This window comes from Sphingomonas sp. AC522, from assembly GCF_979258125.1.
The window spans coordinates 1,295,991-1,320,445 of record NZ_OZ409836.1; the positions used below are offsets into that span (position 1 = coordinate 1,295,991).

Genomic DNA, 24,455 nt, shown 5'->3' on the forward strand with positions numbered 1-24,455 from the left:
AGGGAGGAAATATTCAAGAGCGCACGTCCTTTGCGATGGCGTCCAACAGCCCGTTGACGAAGCCCTTTTCGCGGCGGTCGTAAAAGGCGTCGGTCACATCGAGATATTCGCTGATCACGGCACCGACGGGCACATCCTTGCGCGCCATCAGCTCATAGGCGCCGGCGCGCAGGATCTGTCGCATCGGCTTGTCGAGCCGGTCGAGCGACCAGTCTGCCGAAAGTTTGGAGGCAACCAGCGTATCGATCTCCTCGCGGCGCGCATCGACGCCCTTCACCACATCGTCGAAGAAGGTGACGTCGGCATCGGCATATTCGACGTCTTCGATCGTCGCGCCGAGGCGGTGCTGATGGAATTCGTGGAGCAAAGCGGTGATCGGCGTGCCTTCCATCTCGCGCTGGTACAGCGCCTGGACGGCGGCGAGCCTGGCAGCGGCGCGGGCCTTGGAACGGGTTCTGGCAGTAGGGCTGGGCATTATTGATCCTTGAGCCGGATGGAGACCGACTTTGCGTGAGCGGGGAGTCCCTCGGCGTTGGCGAGGGCGATGGCGGCAGGGCCGATCGCGGCGAGGCCTTCGGGCTCAACGCTCAGGAAGCTGGTGCGCTTCATGAAATCGAGCACCGAGAGCCCGGAGGCGAAACGCGCGCGGCGGCCGGTGGGAAGGACGTGGTTGGGCCCGGCGACGTAATCGCCGATTGCTTCGGGTGTGTGGCGGCCAAGGAAGACTGAGCCGGCGTGGCGGACCTGCTGGAACAGCGCCTCGGCCTGGTCGCAGGCGAGTTCGAGATGCTCGGGGGCGAGGCGATCGCACAGGGGGATCGCGTCGGCGAGCGTGGGCACGACGATGATCGCGCCGTTGGCGTCCCAGCTGGTTCGCGCGGTTTCGCGGGTGGTCAGTTCGCCGATCTGGCGATCGACAGCTTCGGCGACTTTGTCCGCGAAACCCGCATCGTCGGTGAACAGGATCGACTGGCTGGTGGGATCGTGTTCGGCCTGGCTGAGCAAATCGGCCGCGATCCATTCGGAATCGTTGTCTGCGTCCGCGACGACCACGATCTCGCTCGGCCCGGCGACCATGTCGATGCCGACGACGCCGTAGAGCTGGCGCTTGGCTTCGGCGACCCAGGCGTTTCCGGGGCCGGTGACGACGTCGACGGGTGCGATCCTGTCGGTCCCGTAAGCCAGCGCCGCGACCGCCTGTGCGCCGCCGATCCGCCAGATTTCGTCCACGCCGGCGAGATGCGCGGCGGCGAGGACCAGCGGGTTGACCTCGCCATTGGGCGTGGGCGTGACCATGATCAGGCGGCCGACGCCCGCGGCGCGGGCGGGGAGGGCGTTCATCAGCACCGAGCTGGGATAGGCGGCGCGGCCGCCGGGGACGTAGACGCCTGCCGAATCCACTGGCCGCCAGCGTGCGCCGAGGCGAATGCCCTGCGCATCGACTTCGTCACTGTCGGCGGGGCGTTGCTTGGCGTGGTAGCTGGCGATGCGTTCGGCAGCGAGTTCGAGTGCGTCGCGCAGATCGGGGGCGAGGCCTTCCCATGCGGCGAGGCAATCGGCGCGGTCGATCCGCCAGCCAGTGGCGTCGAGATCGTGCTTGTCGAACAGGCGGGTGAGATCGCGGACTGCCACATCGCCTTCGTCGCGGACGCGCTTGATGATGTGGGTGACGTTGCGCGCGACGTCCTCATCGGCTTCGCGGCGGGCGTTGACGAGTTGCGTGAAGGCCCCGGCAAAATCGGGCGCCGAGGCATGGAGGCGGATCATCTTAAAGCCCCTCCCCTGAAGGGGAGGGGGCCGAGAAGAAGCCCGCGCTTCACGCCACGGCCTTCCGGAAGGCATCGACCAGCGGCACGACTTCGCCGGCGCGCATCTTGAAGGCGGCGCGGTTGACGATCAGGCGAGAGGTGACCTGGGCGATCACTTCGACTTCGACCAGCCCGTTTTCCTTGAGCGTGCGGCCCGAGGAGACGAGGTCGACGATGCGCGGTGCGAGACCGAGCACTGGCGCCAGCTCCATCGCGCCGTTGAGCTTGACGCATTCGGCTTGCACGCCGCGGGCCTCGAAGTGCGCGCGGGTGATGTGCGGATATTTGGTCGCGATGCGGACATGGCTCCAGCCGCGCGAATCGTCCTTCTCGGCCATATCGGCGGGTTCGGCGACTGAGATGCGGCAATGGCCGATGCCGAGATCGACGGGGGCATAGAGCTCGGAATACGCGAATTCGGCGAGCACATCGGAGCCGACGATGCCGAGTTGCGCGGCGCCGTGGGCGACGAAGGTGGCGACGTCGAAGGCGCGGACACGGATCAGGTCGATCGCGGGGCTGCCGGTATTGAAGCGCAGCGCGCGGCTATCCGGGTCGGCGAACGCCGGCTCGGGGATGATCCCGACAGCGCTGAGCAGCGGCAGGCACTCTTCGAGAATGCGTCCCTTGGGCACGGCGAGGATCAGCGGTTCGGTCATGTGTGGCGGGGCTTTACTTGCCAGGGGGTGCGGGCGCAACAAGCCGCCGATGGCAGACGAAGCGACCAACCGGGAGGCATATCGCCTCCAGCATCATTATTGCACCGCGATGGATGCGCCGATCACAGCGCGCATCTGCCTCGCGCTTGCCGACTGCCTGAGCCGCGAGAGCAAGACGGGCGCGCGGGCGCTGGACTGGCCGGGCGACCCGACCAAGGCGGCGCTGCCGCTGCGGACGGTGGGTGGGCTGCATTCGCTGGCGCTCAAGGCCGCGGCGCTGACCACGATTTTCGACGGCAGCGTGACCGACCCCGAGGCGGTAAAGACCGCGCTTTCGGCGGCGCTGATTGCGCATGACGACGAGCTCTATGGCTGGCTCGACGGGCCCCCGCAGACCAACGAGCCGGGGCGCTCGGGGGCATTGATGTGCGGGCTGCTCGAAGTGTCGAAGCGCTTCGGCCAGCCGCTCGAGATATTGGAGATCGGATCGAGCGCCGGGCTCAATTTGCTGATTGACCGCTATCGCTTCGATCTTGGCGGGACTGCCGTAGGCCCCGAGGATTCGCCCGTGACGATCCGTCCCGAATGGCGTGGGACCCCGCCGCCGCAGGTGCCGGTGCGCTTTGCGAGCGTGCGGGGGTGCGACCAGGCGACGGTCGATGTGATCGAGCCCGCGGCTGCCGATCGACTGCGTGCCTATGTGTGGGCGGACAATCACGAGCGCCAGGTTCGGCTCGACAAGGCAATCGCGATGATCGCGGAGAAGCCGGTGCGGCTCGATCAGGCCGATGCCGCGGACTGGCTGGAGGCGCGGCTGGCGGAGCCGCAGCCCGAGGGTGTCACGCGGGTGCTGATGCATTCGGTAGTGTGGCAATATCTGCCGCCGGAAACGCAGGCGCGGATCAGCGCGGCGATGGAAGCGGCGGGTGCGCGCGCCACGCCCGAGCGGCGGCTCGCCTGGGTGGAGATGGAGCCTGACCGGACCCTGCATCGGCAGGAAATCTGGGTGCGGACCTGGCCCGACGCCCCGCCGCGCACGATGGTCGCAGCATCGCAGGCGCATGGCGCGTGGGTCGAGGGCTGGAACGCGAATGTTCCCAATCTTCGCAGTGACCAAGGGGGTTGCTGGAACTGAAGAAAGGAACGCCAGCAAGCATCGAATTGGCGGTTTCAAAGGGCGGCCGGCAGTGCCGGCCGAATTAGCCAAGCAGGCGAAATCCTACATTGCAAGCGCCTTGTAAGGGCGCTGCTGGGGGGCGTGCTATCACCCTCACCCTCCCGGCGCTTCGCGCCTCCCTCCCTCCCTCCCTCCCTCCCTCTCTTGACGGGAGAGGGAAGGGTGAGGGTGATCAGTTCATCTGGCGAGCCACTCCTGCATCGCCTTCGTCACCGGCTCGGGCTTTTCCCAGGGGACGAAATGGCCGCCCTCTTCGACCCTTACCAAGGTCAGGTCCGGGACCAATGCGTCGAGGCCTTCGAGCTGGACGGGGAGCAGCGCCTTGTCCTTCATTCCCCAGATTACCAGGGTCGGCTGGGTGACGGGGGGGAAGGGGGCATCTAGCCATACCGGGCGTTCGGCCGGTTCGTCCTCGCCGGGCACAGTGATGCTGGAAGCGCGATACCAGTTGAGCATGGCGGTCATCGCGCCGGGCTGGCCCCATTCGTCGAGATAGGCGGCCTTGTCCTCGCCCGCGACGCCGCCGACGATGTGCTGGACGAAGTTGGACGCGAAGAAGCGTTCGAGTCCGGCGCCTACCAGTCCCTTGTCGATGCCGGTGTCGCGGAAGCGGGTGATGTACTGGCTCGCCTTGCGCTGGGCCGGGTCGTCGAACAGGCTTTTCTGGAAGATTTTGGGGTGCGGGGCGTTGATGATGATCAGCTGCGCGACGCGCTTGGGATGCTGAAGCGCTGCCATCCAGGCGATCGCGCCGCCCCAATCATGGCCGACCAGCGTGAAATTGCCCACGCCGAGATGGTCGGCGAGCGCGAGCAGATCGGCGACGGGCTTGTCGGGGGAATAATTGTCGACGCCATCCGGTTTGGACGAGCGGGCGAAGCCGCGCTGATCGGGGGCGATGACGTAATGGTCCTCGGCCAGCGCGGGGATCTGGTGGCGCCAGGTTCGGTGCGATTCGGGAAAGCCGTGGAGGAGGATGATCGGCGGGTTGGCGGGGTTGCCGGCAATGGCGACGTCGAGCTCTACGCCGGTGGGGAGGGGGATGCGGGTGAGGTCGGCCATTTTATTTCCCTCCGTCATGCTGAACTTGTTTCAGCGTCCAACGTGCCACGAGCGATATCGCTCGCGGAGAATTGGACCCTGAAACAAGTTCAGGGTGACGGCAACATCAGGGGTAACTCACGGTCAGGGGCACTTCGGGAATGGGAATCCATTCCTTGTCGTCGTTCGGCACCTTGGGGAAGGCGCCGGCCTTCCAGTCATGCTTGGCCTGGTTGATCCGCTCGCGGCTCGACGAGACAAAATTCCACCAGACATGGCGCGGCGTGGTGAAGGCTTCGCCGCCGCATAGCGAGACGCGGGCGCCGCGGTCCGAGCGCAGCGTCGCGGCGATACCTGGGCGGAGGACGTAGAGCGTCATCGGCTCGAGGTTCATGCCGTCGAGGCTCGCCTCGCCCGTCGCGACATAGACTGCGCGCTCGTCCGCCGAGGCATCGATCGGGACGCTGCCGCCGGCGTCGAGCGCGATGTCGGCGTAGATGGTCTGGGCATAGGTGGTGGTCGGCGCGGAGACGCCCCAGAGATCGCCCATGATTACGCGGCAGGTGGCACCGTCGCCTTCGATCACCGGCAGGTCGGCGGCGGCGACATGCTCAAAGGCGGGATCGACTTCCTCATATTTCTCGGGAAGCGCCAGCCAGGTCTGGAGGCCGGAGAGCTCGGGGCCGACCGCGCGCTCGGCACTGGGCGAGCGTTCGGAATGAACGATGCCCTTGCCGGCGGTCATCAGATTGACTGCGCCGGGCTGGATCGTCGCGAAGGTGCCGAGCGAATCGCGGTGGTCGATCGCACCGGCATAGAGATAGGTGACGGTCGCCAGATTGATATGCGGATGCGGGCGCACGTCGATACCGGTGCCGACTTCGAGGCGGGCGGGCCCCATCTGGTCGAAGAAGATGAAGGGGCCGACCATCGTGCGCGGGCGCGAGGGGAGTGTGCGGTGGACCTTGAAGCCGCCGAGATCGTGGGTGACCGGCTCGATGGTCTGGAGGATGAGGCTGTCGTTCATGGACCTGAGCTTAGCGCTCATCCGCGCCGCCGCAATCGCCAGCCGTGAAACGCTGCTATTCTGGGTCGAGCTCGGGATAGTGGCGGAAGATGCCCTGTTCGTTGAAGCCGATGCGGCGATCGCTGACGAGATAATCGTGGATGCCGGGCAGGGCCGCGACGCGCGTGCGTATCGCGAGGAGCTTGGGATAGTCCGCTTCGATCGCCCTCATGCGAACCGGGAACATGTAATGCAGCCCTTCGATCAGCTGGAAGATCGAGGTGTCGCCATAGGACCAGCGGTCTCCCGCCAGCCATTCGCCCTCGACCGAGCGCTCGAACCAGCCGAGGAATTTGGGCATCCGCTTCTCGCGAAACTCCGTGGCGATGCGAGCGGCCTCGGTTTTCTGATCCTCGTAATAGGCGCCGACGCCGACCGGGTGGTGGACCTGGTGCACCTCCGCGACGAAATCGGCGATGGTCAGTTGGACTTCGTGGAGCCAGCGCCGTGCGGCCTCGTCCCTGGGCGCGATCCCGTGCCGTTCGCCGAGATAGAGCAGTATGTTGGCGACCTGGGCGATCACCTGCTCGCCCGTGTCGAGATAGGGCGGGGCGAAGGGCGGGCGGTCGGAGCGCGCCTTCATGTCGGCGATCAGCGCATCGCTGCCCAGCTCGCGTGCCATGTCGCGATAGGCCACGCCCCCGGCCTCCATCGCCAGCCGGACGAACTCGCCCCGGCCCTGGATTTCCGCCCAGTACCAGAGCTTGTACGTCGTCATGTTCATTCTCCCGGGGCGCGAGCCTTTATCGCCAGCGCATGGATGCGGGTGACGAGCAGATCGGCGAGCGCGTTGTTGATCAATCGCTGCCGCTGAACGCGCGAGACGCCGGAAAAGGCTCCGCTTTCGACGACCACAGTCCAGTGCGATTCACCCGATCCGTCGTCGCCCATATGGCCGGAATGGTGGTGACTGTCGTTGATCACTTCGAGGTGAGACGGATTGAGTGCGGCGTTGAGGCGGGCCGTGATGATTTCGGCCAGCGGCGCGGTGGCGGGCAGGGTCATCGCGACTATATAGGCGGTTTGTTCGAGAGAGTCGCGTGGCCGATAGCCATCCCAGGAAAGACCGACCCAATGCCCGCTTCCATGGTCGCGTGGAGGCGGAGGGGCGCATGTGCGCCGAGCCGGGCTGCCGTGAGCCGGGCGAATTCCGCGCGCCCGCAGTCGAAGGCGCCTATGGCGGGCGCGACGGGCCGCCGCCCTTTCGCTGGCTGTGCCTCGATCATGTCCGCGAATTCAATTCGGGATATAATTTCTTCCGGGGGATGAGCACCGACGAGATTCACGAGGCGCAGCATCCGATGGCCGGGTGGGAACGCGAGAGCCGTGCCTTTTCGGGCAATGGCGGCGCGGACCGGCCGCCGCGCTGGGCCGATTTTAGCGACCCGCTCGACGCGATCGGCGCGCGCTTCCGCCAGCGCATGCAGGACCAGGCGGCGCGCAAGGACGGCACGCCGCTGTCGGGCCGCGACCGCGAGGCGCTGCGGGTGCTGGCGCTGGACCTGGACACGGACCGCATGGGACTGCGGCGGCGCTATTCGGAATTGGTGCGGAAATATCATCCGGACCGGAATGGCGGGGACCGGTCTCATGAAGCCAAATTGCAGGCGGTGATCGAGGCGTATCAGCAGCTCAAGGGTTCGGCGGCGTTTGCCTAGCCGACCTTAGTACCCTCCATCCCCGTGAAAGCGGGGGCCCAAGGTTACTCAGCGATGACCTGCTTGGCTATGGGTCGCCGCTTTCGCGGGAATGACGATTGGGCCTAACCCTCGCGGGCCAACTTTTCGCGGCGGGCCTTTTCCTTCGCATTGAGCTCAGGCGTGGCGAAGGCGCCGGTTTCCACTGGTCCCGCGCGATCATAGGTGCCGATCGACATGCCCTTTTCGCCGGTGCGATGCTCGACCAGTTTCCACGTGCCGGAGGGGGTGCCCTGGCCGAACAGGCGCTTGCCGCTGCCGAGGATGAGCGGTGCGACGAGCAGCACCAGCCGGTCGAGCAGACCGTGTTCGAGGAGCTGGGGATAGAGCGTCGAGCTGCCCTGGATAATGAGGTTCGGGCCCTCGCCCTGCTTGATCGCGCCCAGCGCATCGAGATCCGGGACGCGCTCGCTCCCCTGCCAGTCGAGCGCCATATGGGAGCGGGTCAGGACATATTTGCGGCAGTCGCGGAAGGTGGTCGTGATCGGGCCGTCGTCCCGCATGAAGGGCCAGTGCGCCGCGAAGATCTCCCAGGTCTTACGCCCCAGCAGCAGATCGAAGGGCTGGAGAAAATAGCTCATGATCTGGTTGTTGAGCGCCTCGTCGGCGACGGCGGGGAGCCAGCCGCCGAGCTTGAAGCCGCCGGTCGGATCCTCGGTCGGCGCGCCCGGGGCCTGCATCACGCCATCCATCGACAGGAAGGCCACGCCGATAATCTTACGCACCGGCGGCGACTCGCCTGGCCATGGCTTCCCATTGCTCAGCCATAACGCCCCAGCCTGCCTCGAACCCCATGGCCTCGTGCTGCTTGCGGGCCTCTTCGGTCCAGTGACGGGCGCGGCCGCGGAACAGCGTCTTGTCTCCCTGCGGCTCGAATTCGAACGACCCGACCATGAAGGGGCCGGCGGGGTTCCAGCCGGCGGTGAATGCGTCGGTGAAGACGATCTTCCGCTCGGGCACCACTTCGAGATAGACGCCTTCATTGGGCATCACTTCGCCGTTCGGGCCGTACATCGTCACCGCCGAACGCCCGCCCGCACGCAGATCCATCTCGACCAGTTCGGCGCGCCATGGTGGCGGGCAGAACCACTCGTTCAAGTGATCGGTATAGGCCTTCCACAGCGCCGACGCAGGCGCATCCATCAGCCGCTCGATGACGAGTTCGTGCTCTGACATATCAGCCTCCATCTTCCGGCGCGACGAGGCCGAAGGGCACGCCCTCGGGATCGCTGGCGCTAATCACCCATTCGCCGCCGGGGACCTGCATCGGCCCCATGCGGACCGTGCCGCCGAGTTGCTCGACGCGGGCCTTGCCCTCGGCGATGTTAGGCACGCGGAAATAGAAGTGCCAGCCGGGATGCCCGCCCGGAGGCGTGGGCATGATCGCGCCGACTGCATCGCCAGCCGATTCGCCATTGGCGATGAAGCTGTATTCGCCCATTTCGCCCATCGGCATGCCGCCGACCTTAATAATGCCGAATAGCTTGCCGTAGAAATCGAGCGCGCCGGCATCGTCGGGGGTGAGCAGTTCGTTCCAGCTGACATGCTGGAGCCCTGTCCGCTGATAGGCGGTGCTGCTCTCCGGGCTGCTGCCGCGCATCACATAAAAGGGCACGCCCTGCGGATCGGTGATCATCGCGGCACGACCGGCGCCGGGAATGTCGAAGGGGGCGAGGTGGATTTCGCCGCCCGCTTCCTCGACCGCGGCGGCGCTGGCATCGACATCGTCGACGCCGAGATAGCCGAGCCAGACGGGTTTGGCGCCGCCCGCGAGCATCTGTTCGCTGAGCTGCATCATGCCGCCGGCCATGCCGTCATGCGCCTTGATCATGCGGTAATCCATGCCGCCCGGAGGCGCCTCGGCGTCTATGTCCCAGCCGACCACACCGTCATAGAAGGTCTTGGCCGCCTTCGCGTCGCGGGTCAGCAGCTCGTACCAGATGAAGCTTCCATGCTGATTGGGCATCGGCTCGCTCCTCAGCTGTTCGCGGTGTCGAGGATCGGGGCGAAGCCGCCCCACATCATGCGCTTGCCATCGAAGGGCGAGTCGCCGTCGGGCTTCATCCGATCGTCTTCCATGATCTTGCCCCAGCCGGCGTCGCGGGTCGCCTTGTCGGGCCATTCGACGAAGCTGTAGACCACGCGCTCGTCGGGCTGCTTGAGCGTGGCGCGGTTGTAATCGGTCACTTCGCCGTCTGGCGTGTCCTCGCCCCAGGCCTCGAGCACGCGGACGGCGCCATATTCCTGAAAGATCGGTGCGCATTTCTCGGCCAGCTCGCGATAGGCCTCTTTGTTGGCGGCGGGGACGGCAATGACATAGCCGTCGATATAGCCGGTGCCCTGGGGGCTGCCCGCTTCGACGATGGACTCGAAGCCCGCGAAGATCATCCGCTTGCCATCGAAGGGCATGTCCTTGCCCATCTCGGCCATGGCGGGGTCGCTCATCATCTTCTGATTGGCGGCGTCGCGCGTCGCCTTGTCGGGATATTCGAGCCAGCTGAACAGCACGGTCTCGTCTTCCTTGAGGTTCACCGATTTCTTGAGATCGTTGATCTTGCCGTCGGGCACGTCATCGCCCCAGGCCTCGACGAAACGCGTCGCGCCGAGGCCCTGGAACAGCGGGATCGCGCTCTGGGCATGCTTGAGATAGGCCTGCTTGTTGGCAGTGGGAACGGGGGTCAGGAATCCTTCGACATAGGTCATCGATTCTCTCCTAAAATCCGGTTTCAATTGGCGTTTGCGGCGGCTTCGATCGCAGCGATGTCGATCTTCTTCATCGTCATCATCGCCTCGAAGCCGCGCTTGGAGCGCTCGCGGTCGGGATCGGTCAGCAAGTCGAGCAGGATGCGGGGACTGATCTGCCAGCTGAAGCCCCATTTGTCCTTGCACCAGCCGCACTGCGATTCCTGGCCGCCATTGCCGACGATCGCATTCCACAGCCGATCGGTCTCTTCCTGATCCTCGGTGACGATCATGAACGAGACGCTCTCATTGGGCTTGAAATTCGGGCCGCCGTTGAGGGCGGAATATTTGCGGCCGGCGAGGGTAAAATCGACGACCAGCACACCGCCTTCCTGCGTGCTCGGATTATCCGAGGGCGAGCGGATGACATTGTCGATGCGGCTGTCAGGCAGCAGCGAGACATAGAAGTTGGCGGCTTCCTCTCCGACATGGTCGAACCAGAGGACGGTGGTGATCTTATCGGACATCTTGCTCTCCTGTCTTCTGCGGCTCAGGCCGGCTCGTGGGCGGGGCCTTCGGGAAAGGCGGCCATCGCGGCTTCCAAATCCATGTGCATCGGCTCGAACATGTGGCCGTCGGGATCCTCGAAGGCACGACTATACATGAAGCCCAGGTCCTGCACGGGGCGAACGTCGGCCCGCCCTCCGGCTGCGGCAGCCCGTTCCACGATCGTATCGACATCGGCGCGGCTCTCGCGCGAGATGCAGAGCAGCACTTCGGTGACTGCACTCGAATCGGCGATCGGCTTGGGCGTGAAGGTCTTGAAGAAGTCGTGGCCGAGGATCATCACCACGATCGTGTCCGACAGCTGCATGGCAGAGGCCATCTCGTTGCTGAAGCGTTCGTCCTTGGTGAAGCCAATCGCTTCGTAAAAGGCAGTCGACCTGGCGACATCGGCCACGGGAAGGTTCACGAAGATCATCTGCGTCACGGGGACATCCTCTCTCTTTTCCGAATCACTATTTGCCTTTCATCGCGGCATGAGTTATAAAAAGCAACCATGAAGTTAAAAAAAGTGACTCAGAGTCGTAACGCCACGCGAGTGCGCTGGTATGACGATGCGTGCGGCACTGCGCTCGCGCTCGAACTGGTGGGCGAACGCTGGTCGCTGCTGATCATCCGCGAGCTGATGTTTGGCGGGCGGCGCTTCGGCGAACTCAAGGCGAGCCTGACCGGGATCAGCGCCAACATCCTGACCCAGCGGCTCGAATGGATGGAAGCCTCGGGCATCCTCACCAAGCGCAAGCTGCCCCCGCCCGCCTCGGTCCAGGTCTATGAGCTGACGGCCTGGGGATATGAGAGCGAGCGCGCAATCCAGGAATTGGGCCGCTGGGCAGTGCGCAGCCACGATCATGACGTAACTCTGCCGCTGTCGGCGGCGTCGATGATGATGTCGTTCCGGACGATGTATGCGCCGGAACATGCGCAGGACCTGATCGGGCGGACGATCGGGTTTGCCATGGGCGCCGAGCATTTCATCGCGACGCTCGAGGCGGAAGAGATCGCGATCCGCCGGGGCGACGCGCCCGCGGATCTGCGCTTCGAGACCGATCCAATGACGCTGGCATCGGTGGTTTATGGCGGGCGGCCGATGGCGGATGCCGAAGGTGCGGGGGCGCTGACGGTGGGGGGCGATTGGGGGCTGGCCGAGCGGTTTTTGACTCTGTTCGTGCTGCCGGAGAAGATTTGAAAAATCCCTCCCCCGCCAGGGGGAGGTGGCGCCGAAGGCGACGGAGGGGGAGGACTCGAAACGATAGCGCATCGCTTACCTCCCCCCTCCGTCAGCTGCGCTGACACCTCCCCCTGACGGGAGAGAAATGATCTCATTCACCGCCGGTTGCAAAACCCGGGCTTGCGGCCGCCGTTCGAGCAGCCCTCGCCGATCTTCTCGCGCAGATCCTCGCACGATCGGTCGGCGGTGCAGCTGCGGTCCCAGCGGCCGTTCACGACGCGGCATTGGCGGACCAGATAGGCCGAGGCCGAGCCGCCCAGTTCGGCCGCGCAGCTCTCGCCGCGGCGCCGGTTGGGCCGCCCGTCATTGTCGCGCCAGCCGCCTCCCTGATTCCAGTCGCGCGAATGGCGGGGCCGGCGCGGCGCGGTCTTTACCGGCTGGTGTGGTCTGGGCGTCCAGGTCGGGCGCGGCCCGGGGCGCGCATAGCCAGAGAGATAGCGGCGATAGGCAGTGGCGACGCACGCAGCGTCGTCGCAGCGATTGCGCTCGCTGAGCAATGCTTCCTGCTGGCGGCGCATCACACGGATCGCGCCGCGCTCGGCGCCGTGACGGGCTTGGGCCCATTCGTCCGCCAGCGTCCGGTGCAGATAGCGCAGATGCTTGTTGTCGCAGAGCAGCCATTCGCCGCGGCGCAGCGATCCGCGGCATTCGGGATCGGGCGTGATCCAGTCCACCCGTTCCTCGACCACCGGACGCGGGCGTTCGTGATCTGGGCGGGGCGGGGGCGGCGGCGGTGTGGCCCGCCACCAGTCGCACGCACCGAGCGAAGCGCTTGCCAGCGCAAGGAACATCAGCTGCCTGATCATCGCCATCCTCTCGCCGAGAGCGTTTCGATAGCGTCATAATCTCACGAATGGGCTCCGGTGGAAAGCTCTGGGCCGCTTTGGCGTTGCGGCGGGGGGCGTGACGCTTTAGTCGCACGGGCGAGACAGGATTTGAGACATGGCCGACATTCCCAACACCCAGCCTGATAGCCGCGACACCACCATCCTCGATGCGCCGGACAAGACGATCAGCGTGCGCGAGATGTTTGGCATCGACACCGACATGATGTGCCCGGCGTTCAGCGAGGCCGACGAGCGCGTGCCCGATCTCGATCCGGCCTATGTGTTCGACGGCGACACCACGCTGGCGATCCTGGCGGGCTTTGCGCACAACCGCCGCGTGATGGTGCAGGGTTATCACGGCACCGGCAAATCGACGCATATCGAGCAGGTCGCGGCGCGGCTCAACTGGCCGTGCATCCGCATCAATCTCGACGCGCATATCAGCCGCATCGACTTGATCGGCCGCGACGCGATCGTCCTCAAGGACGGCCAGCAGATCACCGAATTCCGCGAAGGCCTGCTGCCTTGGGCACTGCAGACGCCGACGGCTTTGGTGTTCGACGAATATGACGCCGGCCGCCCCGACGTGATGTTCGTGATCCAGCGTGTGCTGGAGACCGAGGGCAAATTGACCTTGCTCGACCAGAACCGCGTGATCCGTCCGAACCCTTATTTCCGCCTGTTCGCGACCGCCAACACGGTCGGTCTCGGCGATACCAGCGGGCTTTATCACGGCACCCAGCAGATCAATCAGGGCCAGATGGATCGCTGGAACGTGGTGGTTACGCTCAATTATCTGCCCGCCGCGGTCGAGGCGCAGATCGTTCTCGCCAAGTCGGGGGAATATGACCAGCCCGACGGCAAGGCCGTGGTCGAGAACATGGTCCGCGTGGCGGATCTGACCCGCAAGGGCTTCATCAACGGCGATATCTCGACCGTTATGTCGCCTCGCACGGTGATCACCTGGGCGCAGAACGCTTTGATCTTCAAGGATGTCGGCTTCGCGTTCCGGCTGTCGTTCCTCAACAAGTGCGACGAGGCCGAACGTGCGCAGGTGGCGGAATATTATCAGCGCGTGTTCGGGACAGACTTGCCCGAGAGCGTGGTCAAGAAGGGTTGAGCGGAAGCCCTACCGAGGATGATCCGCTCCACCCTCGACGGTGGCAGAGCAATCCGGGCGGACCGATCAGCGGCGAGGACTATGCCACGCTCAAGGACCTGATTCACTCGCGGATGGGGTTCGAGACCGAGCGGTTCAGCGCGATGAAGCCGGCTGTAGCGCCGCTTGGCCGCTGGGCGCGGTTCAGGGCGTGGCTGCGCGATAGCTGATTCCAGCCTTGCGCTGGCGGTGGTGGATCTTCCACTCGCCCGTCAGCCAGTCGAACTCGCCGGGCTTGCCATTGCCCAAGCGGGGCGCCGCCGCGGCGGGAAGGGCAGTCGCGAGCGCGAGGCCCGTAGCTGCTTGCAGGACATTGCGGCGCGATGCGGTCATTTGGTTTCTCCAGTGTTCGGGATGGTAATGCGCGCGGCCACCTGACATTCTGTGTCAGTTATGCGCGCCAGCCGGCTACTGTCGATTTTAATCCTGCTTCAGCTGCGCGTGCGGCTGACGGCGGAGGCGCTGGCGCAGGAATTCGAAGTCTCGGTGCGGACGATCTATCGCGACGTGGATGCGCTGAGCGCCGCGGGGGTGCCGGTCTATGGCGATCGTGGTCCCGGCGGCGGCTTCCAGCTGCTCGACGGATATCGCACCAGGCTGACCGGGCTGCAGGGCGACGAGGCCGAAGCGCTGACGCTGATTGGCATGCCGGGACAGGCGGCGGCCCTGGGACTCGGACCCGCGGCGGCGCGGGCGCGTGGGAAAATGCTCGCTAGCCTCGCGCCGGTCATGGGCGTGGATGCCGGCAAGATGAGCGCGCGCTTCCATCTCGATCCGGTCGATTGGTATCGCGAGGGCGAGCCGGTAACGCACTTGCCCGCGCTGGCGCGCGCTGTGCTCGATCAGAAGCGCGTGGGCGTGCGCTACGAAAGCTGGGCGGGGGTGCGCGATTGGGCGCTCGAGCCGCTCGGGCTCGTGGCCAAGGCGGGCAGCTGGTATCTGGTCGCAGGGGCGGACAAGCCGCGGACCTTCAAGGTCGCCAACATCCTCTTGCTGGAGACTGGCGACGAGAGTTTCGAGCGGCCCGCCGGGTTCGACTTGCCGGCTTATTGGGCCGAGTCGCTGGCGCGGTTTGAGGCCGGGTTGCGGCCCGAGACTGCCTTGATCCGCGCGACTCCGCTCGGCCGCAAGCGCGTCGCCGAGCTGGGTGCGTATGCCGCGCAAGCCGTGCGCGAAGCGGAAGAGGGCGATATCCGGCTGCCGATCGAGAATGTCGAGCAGGCCGCATTGCTCGTGCTGGGGCTGGGGGTGGAGGCGCAAGTGGTCGCGCCGCCCGAGCTGCGCGCCCGGGTGCGTGCGCTGGCCCTTGCGATTGCCGACGCTGCCGCTCAATAGGCAGGCATGGCCGCCGACACTCCGATCGAACAGCTTCGTAACGTCCTGGGCGGCGCCGCACGGGCGCTTTCGGGGGAGGCTGAGGCCGAGCTGAGCTTTACGGCCGATGCGCCGCGGCAGGATGGGCGGCAGATCAAGGTGCCGATGCCGTCGCGCTCGTTGCCGGCCGATCAGGTGGCGGAAGCGCGGGGCTTTGCCGACAGTTTCGCGCTGCGCCTTCGGCACCATGATAACGGGCTGCACTTGCGCGGGGCGCCGAGCGAGCCGGTAGCGCGGGCGGTGTTCGATGCAGTCGAGACTGCGCGGGTCGAGGCGCTGGGCGCGCGCGGCTATAAGGGCATTGGCGATAATCTCGATCATGCGCTTGAGATGCGGCTAAAGTCCGATCCGATCACGCGGGCGCGGGGGCGCGACGAAGTGCCGCTGTCGACTGCGGTGCAGTTGATGGTGCGCGAGCGGCTGACGGGCCGCGGGGCACCGGCGAGCGCGGCACTGGGCATGGCGCTGGTCCGCGAGTGGATCGAAGAGAAAGCGGGCGGCGATCTGGATGCGCTACGGCTGGCGGTGGACGATCAGGCGGCGTTCGCCGATCTGGCTTCGAAGCTGCTGCGCGATCTCGAACTGGTCGAGGGCGACATGATCCCCGACGAGGCCGATGAGGGCGGCAACGAGGACGAGGGCACCGACGAGCAGGACCAGCCCGGCGACGAGGAGGGCGACAGCGAGGCGCAGCAGGGCGAAGGCCAGATGGAAGCGCGCGGCGAGCAGCGCGAAACCGAGACCGGCGAGGATGGCGACCAGCAGGCATCCGACGCGATGGACGATGGCGATGGCGAGCCCGGCGACGAAGGCCAGGACGGGATGCTGCCGACGCGTCCCAATCGCCCGTGGAGCGACCTGCCGCCGCAATTCGAATACAAGCCCTATACCCGCCAGTTCGACGAGGAGATCGCCGCCACCGAGCTTTGCGATCCCGAGGAGCTCGATCGCCTCCGTTCGTATCTCGACCAGCAATTGGTGCATCTGCAATCGGCGGTGACCAAGCTCGCCAACCGGCTGCAGCGGCGGCTGATGGCGCAGCAGAACCGCAGCTGGGACTTCGACCAGGAGGAAGGCATCCTCGACGCGGCGCGGCTGGCGCGGGTGATCGTCAATCCGATGCTGTCGCTCAGCTACAAGTCCGAGCGCGACACCGAGTTCAAGGACACGGTGGTGACGCTGCTGATCGACAATAGTGGATCGATGCGCGGGCGGCCGATCTCGATCGCGGCGATCAGTGCCGATATCATGGCGCGCACACTGGAGCGGGTCGGGGTCAAGACCGAGATCCTCGGCTTCACCACCCGCGCCTGGAAGGGCGGGCAGGCGCGCGAGAAATGGCTGGCGGACGGGCGACCCGCGCAGCCGGGCCGGCTCAACGATGTGCGCCACATTATCTACAAGCAGGCCGACGAGCCCTGGCGGCGCGCCAAGAAGTCGCTCGGGCTGATGATGCGCGAGGGGCTGCTCAAGGAGAATATCGACGGCGAGGCTTTGCTCTGGGCGCATAATCGGCTGATCGGCCGCCCCGAGGACCGCAAGATCCTGATGGTGATCTCGGACGGTGCGCCGGTCGACGATTCAACGCTGTCGGTGAATTCGGGGAGCTATCTGGAGCGGCATCTGCGCCAGGTGATTGCGTGGATCGAGTCGCGCTCGCCGGTGGAGTTGGTCGCGATCGGGATCGGGCATGACGTGACGCGTTATTATGCGCGGGCTGTGACGATCATGGACGCCGAGCAGCTTGCGGGGACGATGGTCGAGCAACTCGCTGCGCTGTTCGACAGCGAGTGACGCGTTCACCAGCAAAAATAGGGACAGTCCCCATTTTCCTTCGAGGCTTGTCGGCTCTCGCTGCGGACTGTCTCGGAAAATGGGGACTGTCCCTATTTTCGGGAAGCGCATGAACATCGATCCGCCGACCGGCGGCTTTCACGGCCCGATCAAGCGCTCGGTCACCATTGCCGGGCACCAGACCTCGATCAGCCTCGAGCCGATTTTCTGGGAGGCGCTCGAAGCCGCTGCCGCGAAGCGCGCATTGCCGCTCAATGCGCTGGTCGCGGCGATCGATCATGCCCGGATTTCGGCCGAAGACCCGCCCAATCTGGCCAGCGCGATCCGGAGCTGGCTGATGGATCTGCGCCATCCCGACACATTTTGCGACAAAATTGCGAACCACTCGCATTAGCGTTGACTCTGCGAACGCTTCGCAATAGCTGAGCCCGTAACAACCGAAGGGGTTTACGTGACTCGCATTGCTTCCGCTGCTTCCGGCCGTACACCGGCCTATCTTGCGCTCGCCGCCGTTGGCTTCATCGCCACCGCGCCCGCGCATGCCACGCCCGATCCGGTGACGCCGGCCGGCAATAATGCCGACGACGATCAGGACCGCGCCGGCCAGGAAGTGGTCGTCACCGGCGAGCGCATCGAGCAGGCCTCGCCCAAGGCGACTGCGCCGCTGGTCAACACGCCGCGTTCGGTCGTGGTGCTTCCCGCCCAGGTGATCGAACAGACCGGTTCCGCCAGCCTTGCAGAAGCGCTGCGCACCGTGCCCGGCATCACCTTCGGCGCCGCAGAGGGCGGCAACCCGATCGGCGACCGCCCCTTCATCCGCGGCTTCGATGGCCAGGGCTCGACCTTTGTCGACGGCGTGCGCGACATTGCGGCGCAGACCCGCGAGGTCTTCGCGACCGACCAGGTCCAGATCGTCCGCGGATCGGATTCGACGCTGGGTGGCCGCGGCAGCGCCGGCGGCTCGATCAACATCGTCTCGAAGCTGCCCGTCTCGGGCGATTTCGTGCGCGCCAATGCCAGCTACGGCACCGCTGATTACAAGCGCCTCACGGTGGATGTGAACCGCCAGCTGGGCAGCAATATCGGCGTGCGGATCGCGGCGCTCTATCATGACCAGGATGTCGCCGGGCGCGATGCGATCTGGTCGCGCCGCTGGGGCGTGGCACCTTCGATCACGCTTGGCCTCGGCTCAGACACGCGCCTGACCGCGGCCTATTATTACCTCGAAAGCAATGAGCTGCCCGACAGCGGCATGCCGTTCCTTTATACGATCGGCAACGCGCCCGGCACCGGCGAGATCGAGACCGGCCCCGCAATCGGCCGCATCACGACCGCAGGCGGCGTGACCGGCACGGTGGCGCGCACCACCTTCTACGGCCTCAAGAACCGCGACTTCCGCGACGCGACGACGCACCAGGCGAGCCTGCGCGTCGAGCATGATTTCGGCACGGTGACGCTGCGCAACACATCGCGCTTCTCGCGCAACGACCAGGAATATATCTTCCTGCTGCCCGACGACAGCCAGGGCAATGTCTATGGCACGGCCGCGACCAACCCGACCACCGGTGCCGCGGGCACGCGCGGCGACGTGCTGACCGGCGGGCTCGTCTGGCGCCGCGGCAATACGCGCTATGGCTACACGACGGCGCTGACCAACCAGACCGATCTGTTCGGCAGCTTCGAGACCGGATCGATCCGTCACAGCTTTGCCGCCGGCGTCGAATTCAGCTGGGAAAAGGCTCGCCGCGGCGCGCTGGTCTCGGCGAGCGGCTCAACGGTCAGCCCACGCTGCAACACCGCGACGATCGCGCGCTTCTATTGCGCCAGCCTGTTCAATCCGAACCCGAACGACGCTTGGGTCAATTACGCCAGCGACACTTCTAGCGTCGTGACGCCGATCGTCCGCGGTACGCCGATCACCGAGACGCAGAACGAGGCGAAGACCGTCTCGGTCTACGGGTTCGACTCGATCACCCTGCTGCCCTCGCTGATCCTCAACTTGGGCGTGCGCTACGATCGTTTCGACACCAAGGTGGCGCCCGGCCAGGCGGCGACCGCGACCAGCAGCTTTACCATCGGCCGCACCGACAATCTGTTCAACTGGCAGGCCGGATTGGTGTTCAAGCCGACCGCCAATACCAGCCTCTATGCCAGCTATGCGACGGCAGCGACGCCGCCGAACGCACTGCTGGGCGAGGGCCAGGAGGGCAACGGGCTCGGCACGACCAACACGCCGGCGGCATTGGCGCTGCTCGACAGCCTCAAGGTCGAGAAGACCCGGTCGTACGAAATCGGGGCCAAGGCCGATCTGTTCGACAACAAGCTCGCACTGACGCTGGCAGCGTTCCAGACGGACACCGACAATGCCCGGGTCACCGGCCCGAACAACACGGTCGAGTTCATCGGCCAGCGCCGCATTCGCGGTGTCGAGTTCAGCTTCAATGGTGCGATCACCAACTGGCTGACTGTGTTCGGCGGCTACACGCATCTCGATCCCAAGATTATTGACGGTGGCTTCACGGCGCTCACGGCAGCGGCAGTCGGCGCGCAGGCGGCGAAGGTGGTGCTGGTGCCCTCGGTCAATACCGGCCGCATGGCGACCCAGACCGCGCGCGACAGCTTCACTTTGTGGGCGGATGTGAAGCCCTATCAGGGCCTCAGCTTCGGCGGCGGCGCGTTCTACACGAGCAAGCAATATGGCGGCTATTCGGACAATCGCAGCGCGACGCAAACCGTAGCGGGCGTGGTGACAGTCAACCCGGCGACCAAGGTGCTTTCGCGGACGATCCCCGAATATTGGCGCTTCGATGCGCGGATCGGCTATACGATCAGCCCGAATGTGGAGCTGAGCGTCAACGTGCAGAACCTCACCGACAAGGTCTATTTCACCCAGGCCTATACCAATCATTATGCGGCAGTCGCGCCGGGCCGCTCGGCCTTTGCGACGATCGGGCTGAAGTTCTGAACGACGCGCTAGACCAACTCTCCCCCCAGGAGATCGCCGCCCGCTTGTCCGGTTCGCCGGAAGAGCGGGCGGCGCTTGTTCGTGAGGGTGCCGAGGCGGGCGTGGCCGAGGCACAGGCGGTTCTCGGGCAGATGCTGCTCGATGGCGGACAGGCTGCGGAGGGCTTTGCCTGGTTCAACAAGGCGGCGGCGCAGGGGCATCTGATGGCGCTCAACATGGTCGGGCGGTGCTACGATCTTGGCTGGGGCGTGGCCGTTGCCAAGGTGCGGGCGGCGGAGTGCTTTCGCATTGCGGCCGAGCGCGGGCTGGAATGGGGCATGTATAATTATGCAACATCGCTGACGCTGGGCGATGGCGTGGCGGAGGACAAGGCCGCGGCGCTGGGCTGGTTCGAGAGAGCGGCGGAGTTGGGCAATGCCAAGGCGCTGAACTATATCGGCAGCTTCCATGAGGATGGCTGGGTGGTGGCGAAGGACATGGCCAAGGCGGCGGAATTCTATGCGCGAGCGGCGGAGGGTGGCGACTTTCGCGGGGCCTTCAACCATGCCCGGATGCTGGCCGGTCAGGGCCGAATCGACGAGGCCCGGCAATGGGTTGCGCGCTCGTTCGAGACGGCGACCCCGGCCTTTGCCGACAAGGCGCGGGCCTTTCTGGCGGCGTCGCCCTGGCGGGAGCTGCACACATGCTGATCGCGATCCCCGAGCTGCTTACTGCGGAGGAAGTCGCGCAGGTGCGGGGCATCATCGACGCGGCCGAATGGGTGGATGGCAACATCACTTCGGGCGCGCAATCAGCGCTCGCCAAGCGCAACGAGCAACTGTCTGAGGGGACCACGGCGCACGCGCAGGCGGGGGCGATCATCCTCGATGCGCTGGGGCGTTCGGGGCTGTTCGTGGCGGCGGCGCTGCCGCTCAAGGTCTTCCCGCCGCTGTTCAATCGCTATGCCGGCGGGCAGGCGTTCGGAGCGCATGTCGACAATGCCATCCGGATCCAGCGCGGGAGCGATTTCCGGATTCGCAGCGATCTTTCGATGACTCTCTTCCTGGAAGAAGTGGACGCCTATGTTGGCGGCGAGCTCGTCATCGAGGGGACATTCGGCGAGCAGAAAGTGAAGCTGCCTGCCGGGCATGCCATTCTGTATCCTTCATCCAGCGTGCACCGTGTCGAACCGGTGACGCAGGGCATGCGCGTGGCGAGCTTTTTCTGGATTCAGTCGATGGTCCGCGACGACAATGCGCGGCGGCTGTTGTTCGAGCTCGATCAGGGCGTTCAGGGCGCCGCGGCGGCGATGGGGCAGGACGATCCGTCGGTGATCGCGCTGACGGGTACGTATCACAATTTGCTGCGGCGCTGGGCGGACGCCTGACTCGATCCTCCCCCTCCGGGTGAGGAATGGTTCAGCCGATCATCTCGCCAAGCTTGGGCGAGAGATGTTCTTCGGACCCCGCGACTGCCATGTGCACCGCCAGCCCCTGGCGTTCGGCGAGGGCCATTCCGGCGGAGCCGAGGACGGTGAGTGCAGTCGCCCAGGCGTCGGCGAGCATGCAGCTCTTGTGGAGGACGGTTACAGAGGCAACGCCATTTTCCAGCGGTCTCCCCGTCCGGGGATCGAGGGTGTGCGGGTAGCTCTTGCCGGCATGGGTGAAGGTGCGGCGGTAATCGCCTGAGGTGGCCACCGAAAGGCCGTGCAGCGCTACGCGGATCGGGGCTAGCGAGCTGGCGGGCGGGGCTTCAAGATCGACCCACCAGGGTTGGCCGTCGGGCTTGATCCCTTCGCCGCGGAGCTCGCCGCCTATTTCGACGAGGAAGTCGGGGTGGCCGAGGCCGCGCAGGCGCTCGGCGACGGCATCGACGGCATAGCCCTTGGCGATGCCGGAGAAATCGAGCTGCGCCTCGGCATGGCGGCGGGCGCGGCGGCCATCCTGCTCGATATGGCGCACGCCCGAGTAGGCCAGGGCTTCGGAGATGGCAGCGTCGGTAGGAAAGGGCTGGGGGCCGGCGGGCCCGAAGCCCCAGAGATCGGCGAGCGCGCCCATTGCGGGATCGAAGGCGCGCTGGCTCGCAGCGGCGACTTCAATCCCCGCCGTCAGCACTGTTTCGAAGTCACGCGGCAGCGGCTGCCAGCGGTCGGGATCGCTGCGGTTAAAGCGGCTGAGGTCCGAGTCCGGCTGCCAATGGCTCATCTGCGCGACCACGCGATCGAGCACGCTTTGGATCTCGCCCGCCAGTTCAGGCGCGCCGGCGACGATCTTCGCCGACCAGCTCGTTCCCATCGTCTCGCCCGAGAGCGCGAGCAACGGGGCTCCCGCGCGGCGACGATGGAATGCCGCCGGCGAGAGCCCGGATGGAATTGCGGCGCGTGGGCTCAGTGGCCGAGCACTTCGAGCGTGGTGGTGTAGGCCATGCGGCGCTGGGGCGGGCCGGCGGGGCGGGGGCCTTCCATGGCGGGTCCGCCTTCGGGCACGGCGTTGAGCCAATACATGCCGGCATCGGGCCAGTTGATCACGACCTTGCCCTGCGCGTCGGTCTTGAGATCGATCTGCTTGAGCGCATCGCGGTAACGGATGCCGCCGGGGATCGCGATGATCTTGAGGTTCGCGCCGGGCTTGCCATCGACGAGGAATTGGAAGGTGGCAGCTTCGCCCGCGATCAAATCGTTCGGGTGCGTCACCGGCACGAGCTCAATGCCGCGGCCGACGGTCTTGAAGACGGTGTCGGTCGGCGCGCCCTGGGTGATGAAGGTCTCGTTGCGCGAGATCGACTCCGAGGTCTGCACATCGGTCGCGCCCGCCGGGATCGCGGCGGCGAGCGTCGCGGTGGTGGTGCCGCGCGGCAGCTGCTTGGTTTCGCCGTTCAATTTGTAGCTGCCGAACACGCCTTCGTTGAGGATAGACAGGCGATAGGTGCCCTGCTGGGTGAGGTGGAGATCGAAGGTCGCGCGGAACTTGCCGACCGAGTGATTCTCGATCTTCCCCTCGCTCCCGTCGGGCTGGAACACGGTCGGGATCTGCGCGAGCGGGCGGTGATCGAAGAAGAAGACTTCGTTCGACGCCGCGGCATCGACCGTCACCCAATTATCGGTGCCCGAGACAGTGGTCGAGGAAGGCAGCAGCCAGGCGCGGTGCGCATAAGCAGCGGGAGCGGCGACCATCGCCACGGCGGCGACGGCGATCAGCGAGTTGCGGAGCTTCATGGTCGTTTCTCCTTAGGATCAGCGCTTGAGGGTCATGGAGACGGCGCCGAGCTCGTGGCTGCCCTTGGCACTGCCCGAAACGGCGGTCCTGCCGTTCCAGTTGAACGGGATCGCGACGACTTCGCGGCCGCCGGCCTCGCGCGCTGCCTCGATCATCAATTTGTAATTGCCGGGCGTAAGGTTCGGCATCGCGCCGCGCCCCCCGACTAAACCGACCTTGTGCGTGCCGGGCGCGCGGGTGGCGCCGGTGATGCCATCGGCGGGGAAGGTCAGGCCGCGGCCCGAAGCGCGCCACCATTGGCGCACGTCGCGCAGCCATTTGGTGCCTTCGCCTTCACTGCCCTTGAGATCGAAATCATACCAGACCGCGATGGTGCGCGGCGCAACGCCTTCCTTTTCGAGCCAGATCGCAACGTAGGGCCGGTGATATTCGGCAACAGTCAGCTTGGGGATCGCGAGCGACAGATCGAGCGTCTGCGCATCTGCCGCGGCGGGCGAGAGCGCGACGCCGCCCAGCGTGGCGAGGGTCAATCCGGTGATGCGGAACTGCATGAAGCGTACCTTTGCCTAGTGGATCAGGAAGATGGCGATGAGCGCCGGGATGAGCAGGCCGAGCCCGACCAAAGGCCAGGTGCTCTTGCGATGCCGGGAATGCATCTGGAGCAGGACGAGGCCGGTGAGCGAGAAGATCACGCAGGCGAGCACGAAGATATCGATGAACCATTTCCACGCGGTGCCGGCGTTGCGGCCCTTATGGAGATCGTTGAGATAGGCGATCCAGCCGCGCGAGCTGACTTCGCTGGTGACCGCGCCGGTTTCGCGATCGATCGAGATCCAGGCGTCGCCGCCGGGGCGGGGCATGCCGAGATAGATTTCGTCGGCACGCCACTCAGCCTCGCCCTTCGCCTCCATCTTGAGGTTGGTCGAGAGGAACTGGGCGATATCGGCGGGGAGGGGCTTCTTGGTGTCGGGTGCGTCGTCTGGCTTCACTTTGGCGAGCAAAGGCGCGGGCAATTGCGCCGCGGCCTCGACCGATTTGGGCCACGCCTCGATCTCGCCGGCATGGTTGAGCGTGAAGCCGGTGATCGCGAACAACATCAGCCCGATCAGGCTGATCGCCGAGCTCATCCAGTGCCAGGTATGGAGCTGCTTCAGCCAGAAGCTCTTCCGGCTGCGCTTTCGAGGAGCCGGTGCGGCGGTTGCATCCATTGGGCGGGGTTC

The 24,455-nt window shown here is 65.8% G+C and carries 30 protein-coding genes; 11 read left to right on the forward strand and 19 right to left on the reverse strand.

Going from position 1 to position 24,455, the window contains the following annotated elements; genetic code table 11:
- Window positions 1-13: 13 nt before the first annotated feature.
- The 3 genes from nusB to hisG are packed head-to-tail and all read right to left on the reverse strand — an operon-like array spanning window position 14 to window position 2,467.
- Window positions 14-475, reverse strand: coding sequence for a transcription antitermination factor NusB (gene nusB, locus ACZZZM_RS06515; protein WP_463594293.1), 462 nt, complete (start codon window positions 473-475; stop codon window positions 14-16).
- Window positions 475-1,767, reverse strand: coding sequence for a histidinol dehydrogenase (hisD, locus tag ACZZZM_RS06520; RefSeq protein ID WP_463594294.1), 1,293 nt, complete (start codon window positions 1,765-1,767; stop codon window positions 475-477). Before hisD ends, nusB begins: the two co-directional genes overlap by 1 nt.
- A 49-nt stretch (window positions 1,768-1,816) precedes the next feature.
- The gene (hisG, locus tag ACZZZM_RS06525) at window positions 1,817-2,467 is read right to left on the reverse strand and encodes an ATP phosphoribosyltransferase (RefSeq protein ID WP_463594295.1); all 651 of its coding nucleotides are present in this window, start codon (window positions 2,465-2,467) and stop codon (window positions 1,817-1,819) included.
- Between the two features lie 49 nt (window positions 2,468-2,516).
- Between hisG and ACZZZM_RS06530 the strand changes: the two genes are divergently transcribed.
- Window positions 2,517-3,602 carry a DUF2332 domain-containing protein gene (locus ACZZZM_RS06530; RefSeq protein ID WP_463594296.1) on the forward strand — a complete coding sequence of 362 codons (1,086 nt, stop codon included), beginning with the start codon at window positions 2,517-2,519 and terminating at the stop codon, window positions 3,600-3,602.
- A gap of 219 nt (window positions 3,603-3,821) precedes the next feature.
- Here the strand turns inward: ACZZZM_RS06530 and ACZZZM_RS06535 are convergent, their stop codons facing one another.
- The 4 genes from ACZZZM_RS06535 to ACZZZM_RS06550 all read right to left on the reverse strand — a co-directional run bounded on the left by ACZZZM_RS06535 (window position 3,822) and on the right by ACZZZM_RS06550 (window position 6,756).
- Window positions 3,822-4,706, reverse strand: a complete 885-nt coding sequence (locus tag ACZZZM_RS06535) for an alpha/beta fold hydrolase (RefSeq protein WP_463594297.1) — start codon at window positions 4,704-4,706, stop codon at window positions 3,822-3,824.
- Window positions 4,707-4,812: 106 nt separating this feature from the next.
- Complete coding sequence (locus tag ACZZZM_RS06540; RefSeq protein WP_463594298.1) at window positions 4,813-5,712, reverse strand: pirin family protein; 900 nt, start codon at window positions 5,710-5,712, stop codon at window positions 4,813-4,815.
- 55 nt (window positions 5,713-5,767) lie between these two features.
- Window positions 5,768-6,475 (reverse strand): glutathione S-transferase, encoded by a 708-nt coding sequence (locus tag ACZZZM_RS06545; protein WP_463594299.1) that lies wholly within the window; start codon window positions 6,473-6,475, stop codon window positions 5,768-5,770.
- Entirely contained in the window at window positions 6,472-6,756 is a 285-nt protein-coding gene (locus tag ACZZZM_RS06550; protein ID WP_463594300.1) for a BolA family protein, read from the reverse strand. The genes ACZZZM_RS06545 and ACZZZM_RS06550 overlap by 4 nt, the downstream gene beginning before the upstream one ends.
- 107 nt (window positions 6,757-6,863) lie before the next feature.
- Here ACZZZM_RS06550 and ACZZZM_RS06555 point away from each other — a divergent pair, with 107 nt between their 5' ends.
- Window positions 6,864-7,409, forward strand: coding sequence for a J domain-containing protein (locus ACZZZM_RS06555; RefSeq protein ID WP_463596397.1), 546 nt, complete (start codon window positions 6,864-6,866; stop codon window positions 7,407-7,409).
- 104 nt (window positions 7,410-7,513) lie between these two features.
- Here the strand turns inward: ACZZZM_RS06555 and ACZZZM_RS06560 are convergent, their stop codons facing one another.
- The 6 genes from ACZZZM_RS06560 to ACZZZM_RS06585 are packed head-to-tail and all read right to left on the reverse strand — an operon-like array spanning window position 7,514 to window position 11,112.
- Complete coding sequence (locus tag ACZZZM_RS06560) at window positions 7,514-8,173, reverse strand: dihydrofolate reductase family protein (RefSeq protein WP_463594301.1); 660 nt, start codon at window positions 8,171-8,173, stop codon at window positions 7,514-7,516.
- Complete coding sequence (locus ACZZZM_RS06565; RefSeq protein ID WP_463594302.1) at window positions 8,166-8,624, reverse strand: SRPBCC family protein; 459 nt, start codon at window positions 8,622-8,624, stop codon at window positions 8,166-8,168. Before ACZZZM_RS06565 ends, ACZZZM_RS06560 begins: the two co-directional genes overlap by 8 nt.
- 1 nt (window position 8,625) lies before the next feature.
- Window positions 8,626-9,414: a VOC family protein gene (locus ACZZZM_RS06570; protein WP_463594304.1), complete on the reverse strand. Its 789-nt coding sequence runs from the start codon at window positions 9,412-9,414 to the stop codon at window positions 8,626-8,628.
- 11 nt (window positions 9,415-9,425) lie between these two features.
- Window positions 9,426-10,151, reverse strand: coding sequence for a DUF1428 domain-containing protein (locus ACZZZM_RS06575; RefSeq protein ID WP_463594305.1), 726 nt, complete (start codon window positions 10,149-10,151; stop codon window positions 9,426-9,428).
- A gap of 23 nt (window positions 10,152-10,174) precedes the next feature.
- Window positions 10,175-10,657: a VOC family protein gene (locus ACZZZM_RS06580; protein WP_463594306.1), complete on the reverse strand. Its 483-nt coding sequence runs from the start codon at window positions 10,655-10,657 to the stop codon at window positions 10,175-10,177.
- 23 nt (window positions 10,658-10,680) lie between these two features.
- Entirely contained in the window at window positions 10,681-11,112 is a 432-nt protein-coding gene (locus ACZZZM_RS06585) for a VOC family protein (RefSeq protein WP_463596398.1), read from the reverse strand.
- 78 nt (window positions 11,113-11,190) lie between these two features.
- Here ACZZZM_RS06585 and ACZZZM_RS06590 point away from each other — a divergent pair, with 78 nt between their 5' ends.
- On the forward strand, window positions 11,191-11,880 hold the full coding sequence (locus ACZZZM_RS06590; protein ID WP_463594307.1) for a winged helix-turn-helix transcriptional regulator: 690 nt from the start codon (window positions 11,191-11,193) through the stop codon (window positions 11,878-11,880).
- A gap of 137 nt (window positions 11,881-12,017) precedes the next feature.
- Here ACZZZM_RS06590 and ACZZZM_RS06595 read toward each other — a convergent pair whose 3' ends face one another.
- A complete protein-coding gene (locus ACZZZM_RS06595) occupies window positions 12,018-12,728 on the reverse strand; it encodes a lysozyme inhibitor LprI family protein (protein ID WP_463594308.1) in 711 nt (236 codons plus the stop codon).
- Window positions 12,729-12,864: 136 nt separating this feature from the next.
- On the opposite strand from ACZZZM_RS06595, the gene cobS reads away from it, so the two are divergent.
- Window positions 12,865-13,869, forward strand: a complete 1,005-nt coding sequence (gene cobS, locus ACZZZM_RS06600; protein ID WP_463594309.1) for a cobaltochelatase subunit CobS — start codon at window positions 12,865-12,867, stop codon at window positions 13,867-13,869.
- Window positions 13,866-14,078 (forward strand): hypothetical protein, encoded by a 213-nt coding sequence (locus ACZZZM_RS06605; RefSeq protein ID WP_463594310.1) that lies wholly within the window; start codon window positions 13,866-13,868, stop codon window positions 14,076-14,078. The genes cobS and ACZZZM_RS06605 overlap by 4 nt, the downstream gene beginning before the upstream one ends.
- Here ACZZZM_RS06605 and ACZZZM_RS06610 read toward each other — a convergent pair.
- Complete coding sequence (locus ACZZZM_RS06610; RefSeq protein WP_463594311.1) at window positions 14,053-14,241, reverse strand: hypothetical protein; 189 nt, start codon at window positions 14,239-14,241, stop codon at window positions 14,053-14,055. The genes ACZZZM_RS06605 and ACZZZM_RS06610 overlap by 26 nt on opposite strands.
- A gap of 60 nt (window positions 14,242-14,301) precedes the next feature.
- Here ACZZZM_RS06610 and ACZZZM_RS06615 point away from each other — a divergent pair, with 60 nt between their 5' ends.
- From ACZZZM_RS06615 to ACZZZM_RS06640, 6 genes are all read left to right on the forward strand, one after another.
- Window positions 14,302-15,243, forward strand: a complete 942-nt coding sequence (locus ACZZZM_RS06615; protein WP_463594312.1) for a helix-turn-helix transcriptional regulator — start codon at window positions 14,302-14,304, stop codon at window positions 15,241-15,243.
- Window positions 15,244-15,249: 6 nt separating this feature from the next.
- On the forward strand, window positions 15,250-17,076 hold the full coding sequence (gene cobT / locus ACZZZM_RS06620) for a cobaltochelatase subunit CobT (RefSeq protein ID WP_463594313.1): 1,827 nt from the start codon (window positions 15,250-15,252) through the stop codon (window positions 17,074-17,076).
- Between the two features lie 109 nt (window positions 17,077-17,185).
- Window positions 17,186-17,470, forward strand: a complete 285-nt coding sequence (locus ACZZZM_RS06625) for a ribbon-helix-helix domain-containing protein (RefSeq protein WP_463594314.1) — start codon at window positions 17,186-17,188, stop codon at window positions 17,468-17,470.
- Window positions 17,471-17,527: 57 nt separating this feature from the next.
- Entirely contained in the window at window positions 17,528-20,041 is a 2,514-nt protein-coding gene (locus tag ACZZZM_RS06630) for a TonB-dependent receptor (protein ID WP_463594316.1), read from the forward strand.
- 44 nt (window positions 20,042-20,085) lie between these two features.
- Window positions 20,086-20,730, forward strand: coding sequence for a tetratricopeptide repeat protein (locus tag ACZZZM_RS06635; RefSeq protein WP_463594317.1), 645 nt, complete (start codon window positions 20,086-20,088; stop codon window positions 20,728-20,730).
- Window positions 20,724-21,407, forward strand: coding sequence for a Fe2+-dependent dioxygenase (locus tag ACZZZM_RS06640; RefSeq protein ID WP_463594318.1), 684 nt, complete (start codon window positions 20,724-20,726; stop codon window positions 21,405-21,407). The genes ACZZZM_RS06635 and ACZZZM_RS06640 overlap by 7 nt, the downstream gene beginning before the upstream one ends.
- Window positions 21,408-21,438: 31 nt before the next feature.
- Here ACZZZM_RS06640 and ACZZZM_RS06645 read toward each other — a convergent pair whose 3' ends face one another.
- The 4 genes from ACZZZM_RS06645 to ACZZZM_RS06660 form a co-directional block, all read right to left on the reverse strand.
- A complete protein-coding gene (locus ACZZZM_RS06645; RefSeq protein ID WP_463596399.1) occupies window positions 21,439-22,314 on the reverse strand; it encodes an FAD:protein FMN transferase in 876 nt (291 codons plus the stop codon).
- A gap of 92 nt (window positions 22,315-22,406) precedes the next feature.
- Window positions 22,407-23,234: a DUF4198 domain-containing protein gene (locus ACZZZM_RS06650; protein WP_463594319.1), complete on the reverse strand. Its 828-nt coding sequence runs from the start codon at window positions 23,232-23,234 to the stop codon at window positions 22,407-22,409.
- 18 nt (window positions 23,235-23,252) lie between these two features.
- Window positions 23,253-23,786: a DUF2271 domain-containing protein gene (locus ACZZZM_RS06655; protein WP_463594320.1), complete on the reverse strand. Its 534-nt coding sequence runs from the start codon at window positions 23,784-23,786 to the stop codon at window positions 23,253-23,255.
- Between the two features lie 15 nt (window positions 23,787-23,801).
- Window positions 23,802-24,443: a PepSY-associated TM helix domain-containing protein gene (locus tag ACZZZM_RS06660; protein ID WP_463594321.1), complete on the reverse strand. Its 642-nt coding sequence runs from the start codon at window positions 24,441-24,443 to the stop codon at window positions 23,802-23,804.
- Between the last annotated feature and the right edge of the window lie 12 nt (window positions 24,444-24,455).

Bases quoted from the DNA above. Each gene is read 5' to 3' on its own strand.
- nusB (WP_463594293.1), bottom strand. From the start codon at position 475: ATGCCCAGCCCTACTGCCAGAACCCGTTCCAAGGCCCGCGCCGCTGCC.
- hisD (WP_463594294.1), bottom strand. From the start codon at position 1,767: ATGATCCGCCTCCATGCCTCGGCGCCCGATTTTGCCGGGGCCTTCACG.
- hisG (WP_463594295.1), bottom strand. From the start codon at position 2,467: ATGACCGAACCGCTGATCCTCGCCGTGCCCAAGGGACGCATTCTCGAA.
- ACZZZM_RS06530 (WP_463594296.1), top strand. From the start codon at position 2,517: ATGGCAGACGAAGCGACCAACCGGGAGGCATATCGCCTCCAGCATCAT.
- ACZZZM_RS06535 (WP_463594297.1), bottom strand. From the start codon at position 4,706: ATGGCCGACCTCACCCGCATCCCCCTCCCCACCGGCGTAGAGCTCGAC.
- ACZZZM_RS06540 (WP_463594298.1), bottom strand. From the start codon at position 5,712: ATGAACGACAGCCTCATCCTCCAGACCATCGAGCCGGTCACCCACGAT.
- ACZZZM_RS06545 (WP_463594299.1), bottom strand. From the start codon at position 6,475: ATGAACATGACGACGTACAAGCTCTGGTACTGGGCGGAAATCCAGGGC.
- ACZZZM_RS06550 (WP_463594300.1), bottom strand. From the start codon at position 6,756: ATGACCCTGCCCGCCACCGCGCCGCTGGCCGAAATCATCACGGCCCGC.
- ACZZZM_RS06555 (WP_463596397.1), top strand. From the start codon at position 6,864: ATGTGCGCCGAGCCGGGCTGCCGTGAGCCGGGCGAATTCCGCGCGCCC.
- ACZZZM_RS06565 (WP_463594302.1), bottom strand. From the start codon at position 8,624: ATGTCAGAGCACGAACTCGTCATCGAGCGGCTGATGGATGCGCCTGCG.
- ACZZZM_RS06570 (WP_463594304.1), bottom strand. From the start codon at position 9,414: ATGCCCAATCAGCATGGAAGCTTCATCTGGTACGAGCTGCTGACCCGC.
- ACZZZM_RS06575 (WP_463594305.1), bottom strand. From the start codon at position 10,151: ATGACCTATGTCGAAGGATTCCTGACCCCCGTTCCCACTGCCAACAAG.
- ACZZZM_RS06580 (WP_463594306.1), bottom strand. From the start codon at position 10,657: ATGTCCGATAAGATCACCACCGTCCTCTGGTTCGACCATGTCGGAGAG.
- ACZZZM_RS06585 (WP_463596398.1), bottom strand. From the start codon at position 11,112: ATGATCTTCGTGAACCTTCCCGTGGCCGATGTCGCCAGGTCGACTGCC.
- ACZZZM_RS06590 (WP_463594307.1), top strand. From the start codon at position 11,191: ATGAAGTTAAAAAAAGTGACTCAGAGTCGTAACGCCACGCGAGTGCGC.
- ACZZZM_RS06595 (WP_463594308.1), bottom strand. From the start codon at position 12,728: ATGATCAGGCAGCTGATGTTCCTTGCGCTGGCAAGCGCTTCGCTCGGT.
- cobS (WP_463594309.1), top strand. From the start codon at position 12,865: ATGGCCGACATTCCCAACACCCAGCCTGATAGCCGCGACACCACCATC.
- ACZZZM_RS06610 (WP_463594311.1), bottom strand. From the start codon at position 14,241: ATGACCGCATCGCGCCGCAATGTCCTGCAAGCAGCTACGGGCCTCGCG.
- ACZZZM_RS06615 (WP_463594312.1), top strand. From the start codon at position 14,302: ATGCGCGCCAGCCGGCTACTGTCGATTTTAATCCTGCTTCAGCTGCGC.
- cobT (WP_463594313.1), top strand. From the start codon at position 15,250: ATGGCCGCCGACACTCCGATCGAACAGCTTCGTAACGTCCTGGGCGGC.
- ACZZZM_RS06625 (WP_463594314.1), top strand. From the start codon at position 17,186: ATGAACATCGATCCGCCGACCGGCGGCTTTCACGGCCCGATCAAGCGC.
- ACZZZM_RS06640 (WP_463594318.1), top strand. From the start codon at position 20,724: ATGCTGATCGCGATCCCCGAGCTGCTTACTGCGGAGGAAGTCGCGCAG.
- ACZZZM_RS06645 (WP_463596399.1), bottom strand. From the start codon at position 22,314: ATGGGAACGAGCTGGTCGGCGAAGATCGTCGCCGGCGCGCCTGAACTG.
- ACZZZM_RS06650 (WP_463594319.1), bottom strand. From the start codon at position 23,234: ATGAAGCTCCGCAACTCGCTGATCGCCGTCGCCGCCGTGGCGATGGTC.
- ACZZZM_RS06655 (WP_463594320.1), bottom strand. From the start codon at position 23,786: ATGCAGTTCCGCATCACCGGATTGACCCTCGCCACGCTGGGCGGCGTC.
- ACZZZM_RS06660 (WP_463594321.1), bottom strand. From the start codon at position 24,443: ATGGATGCAACCGCCGCACCGGCTCCTCGAAAGCGCAGCCGGAAGAGC.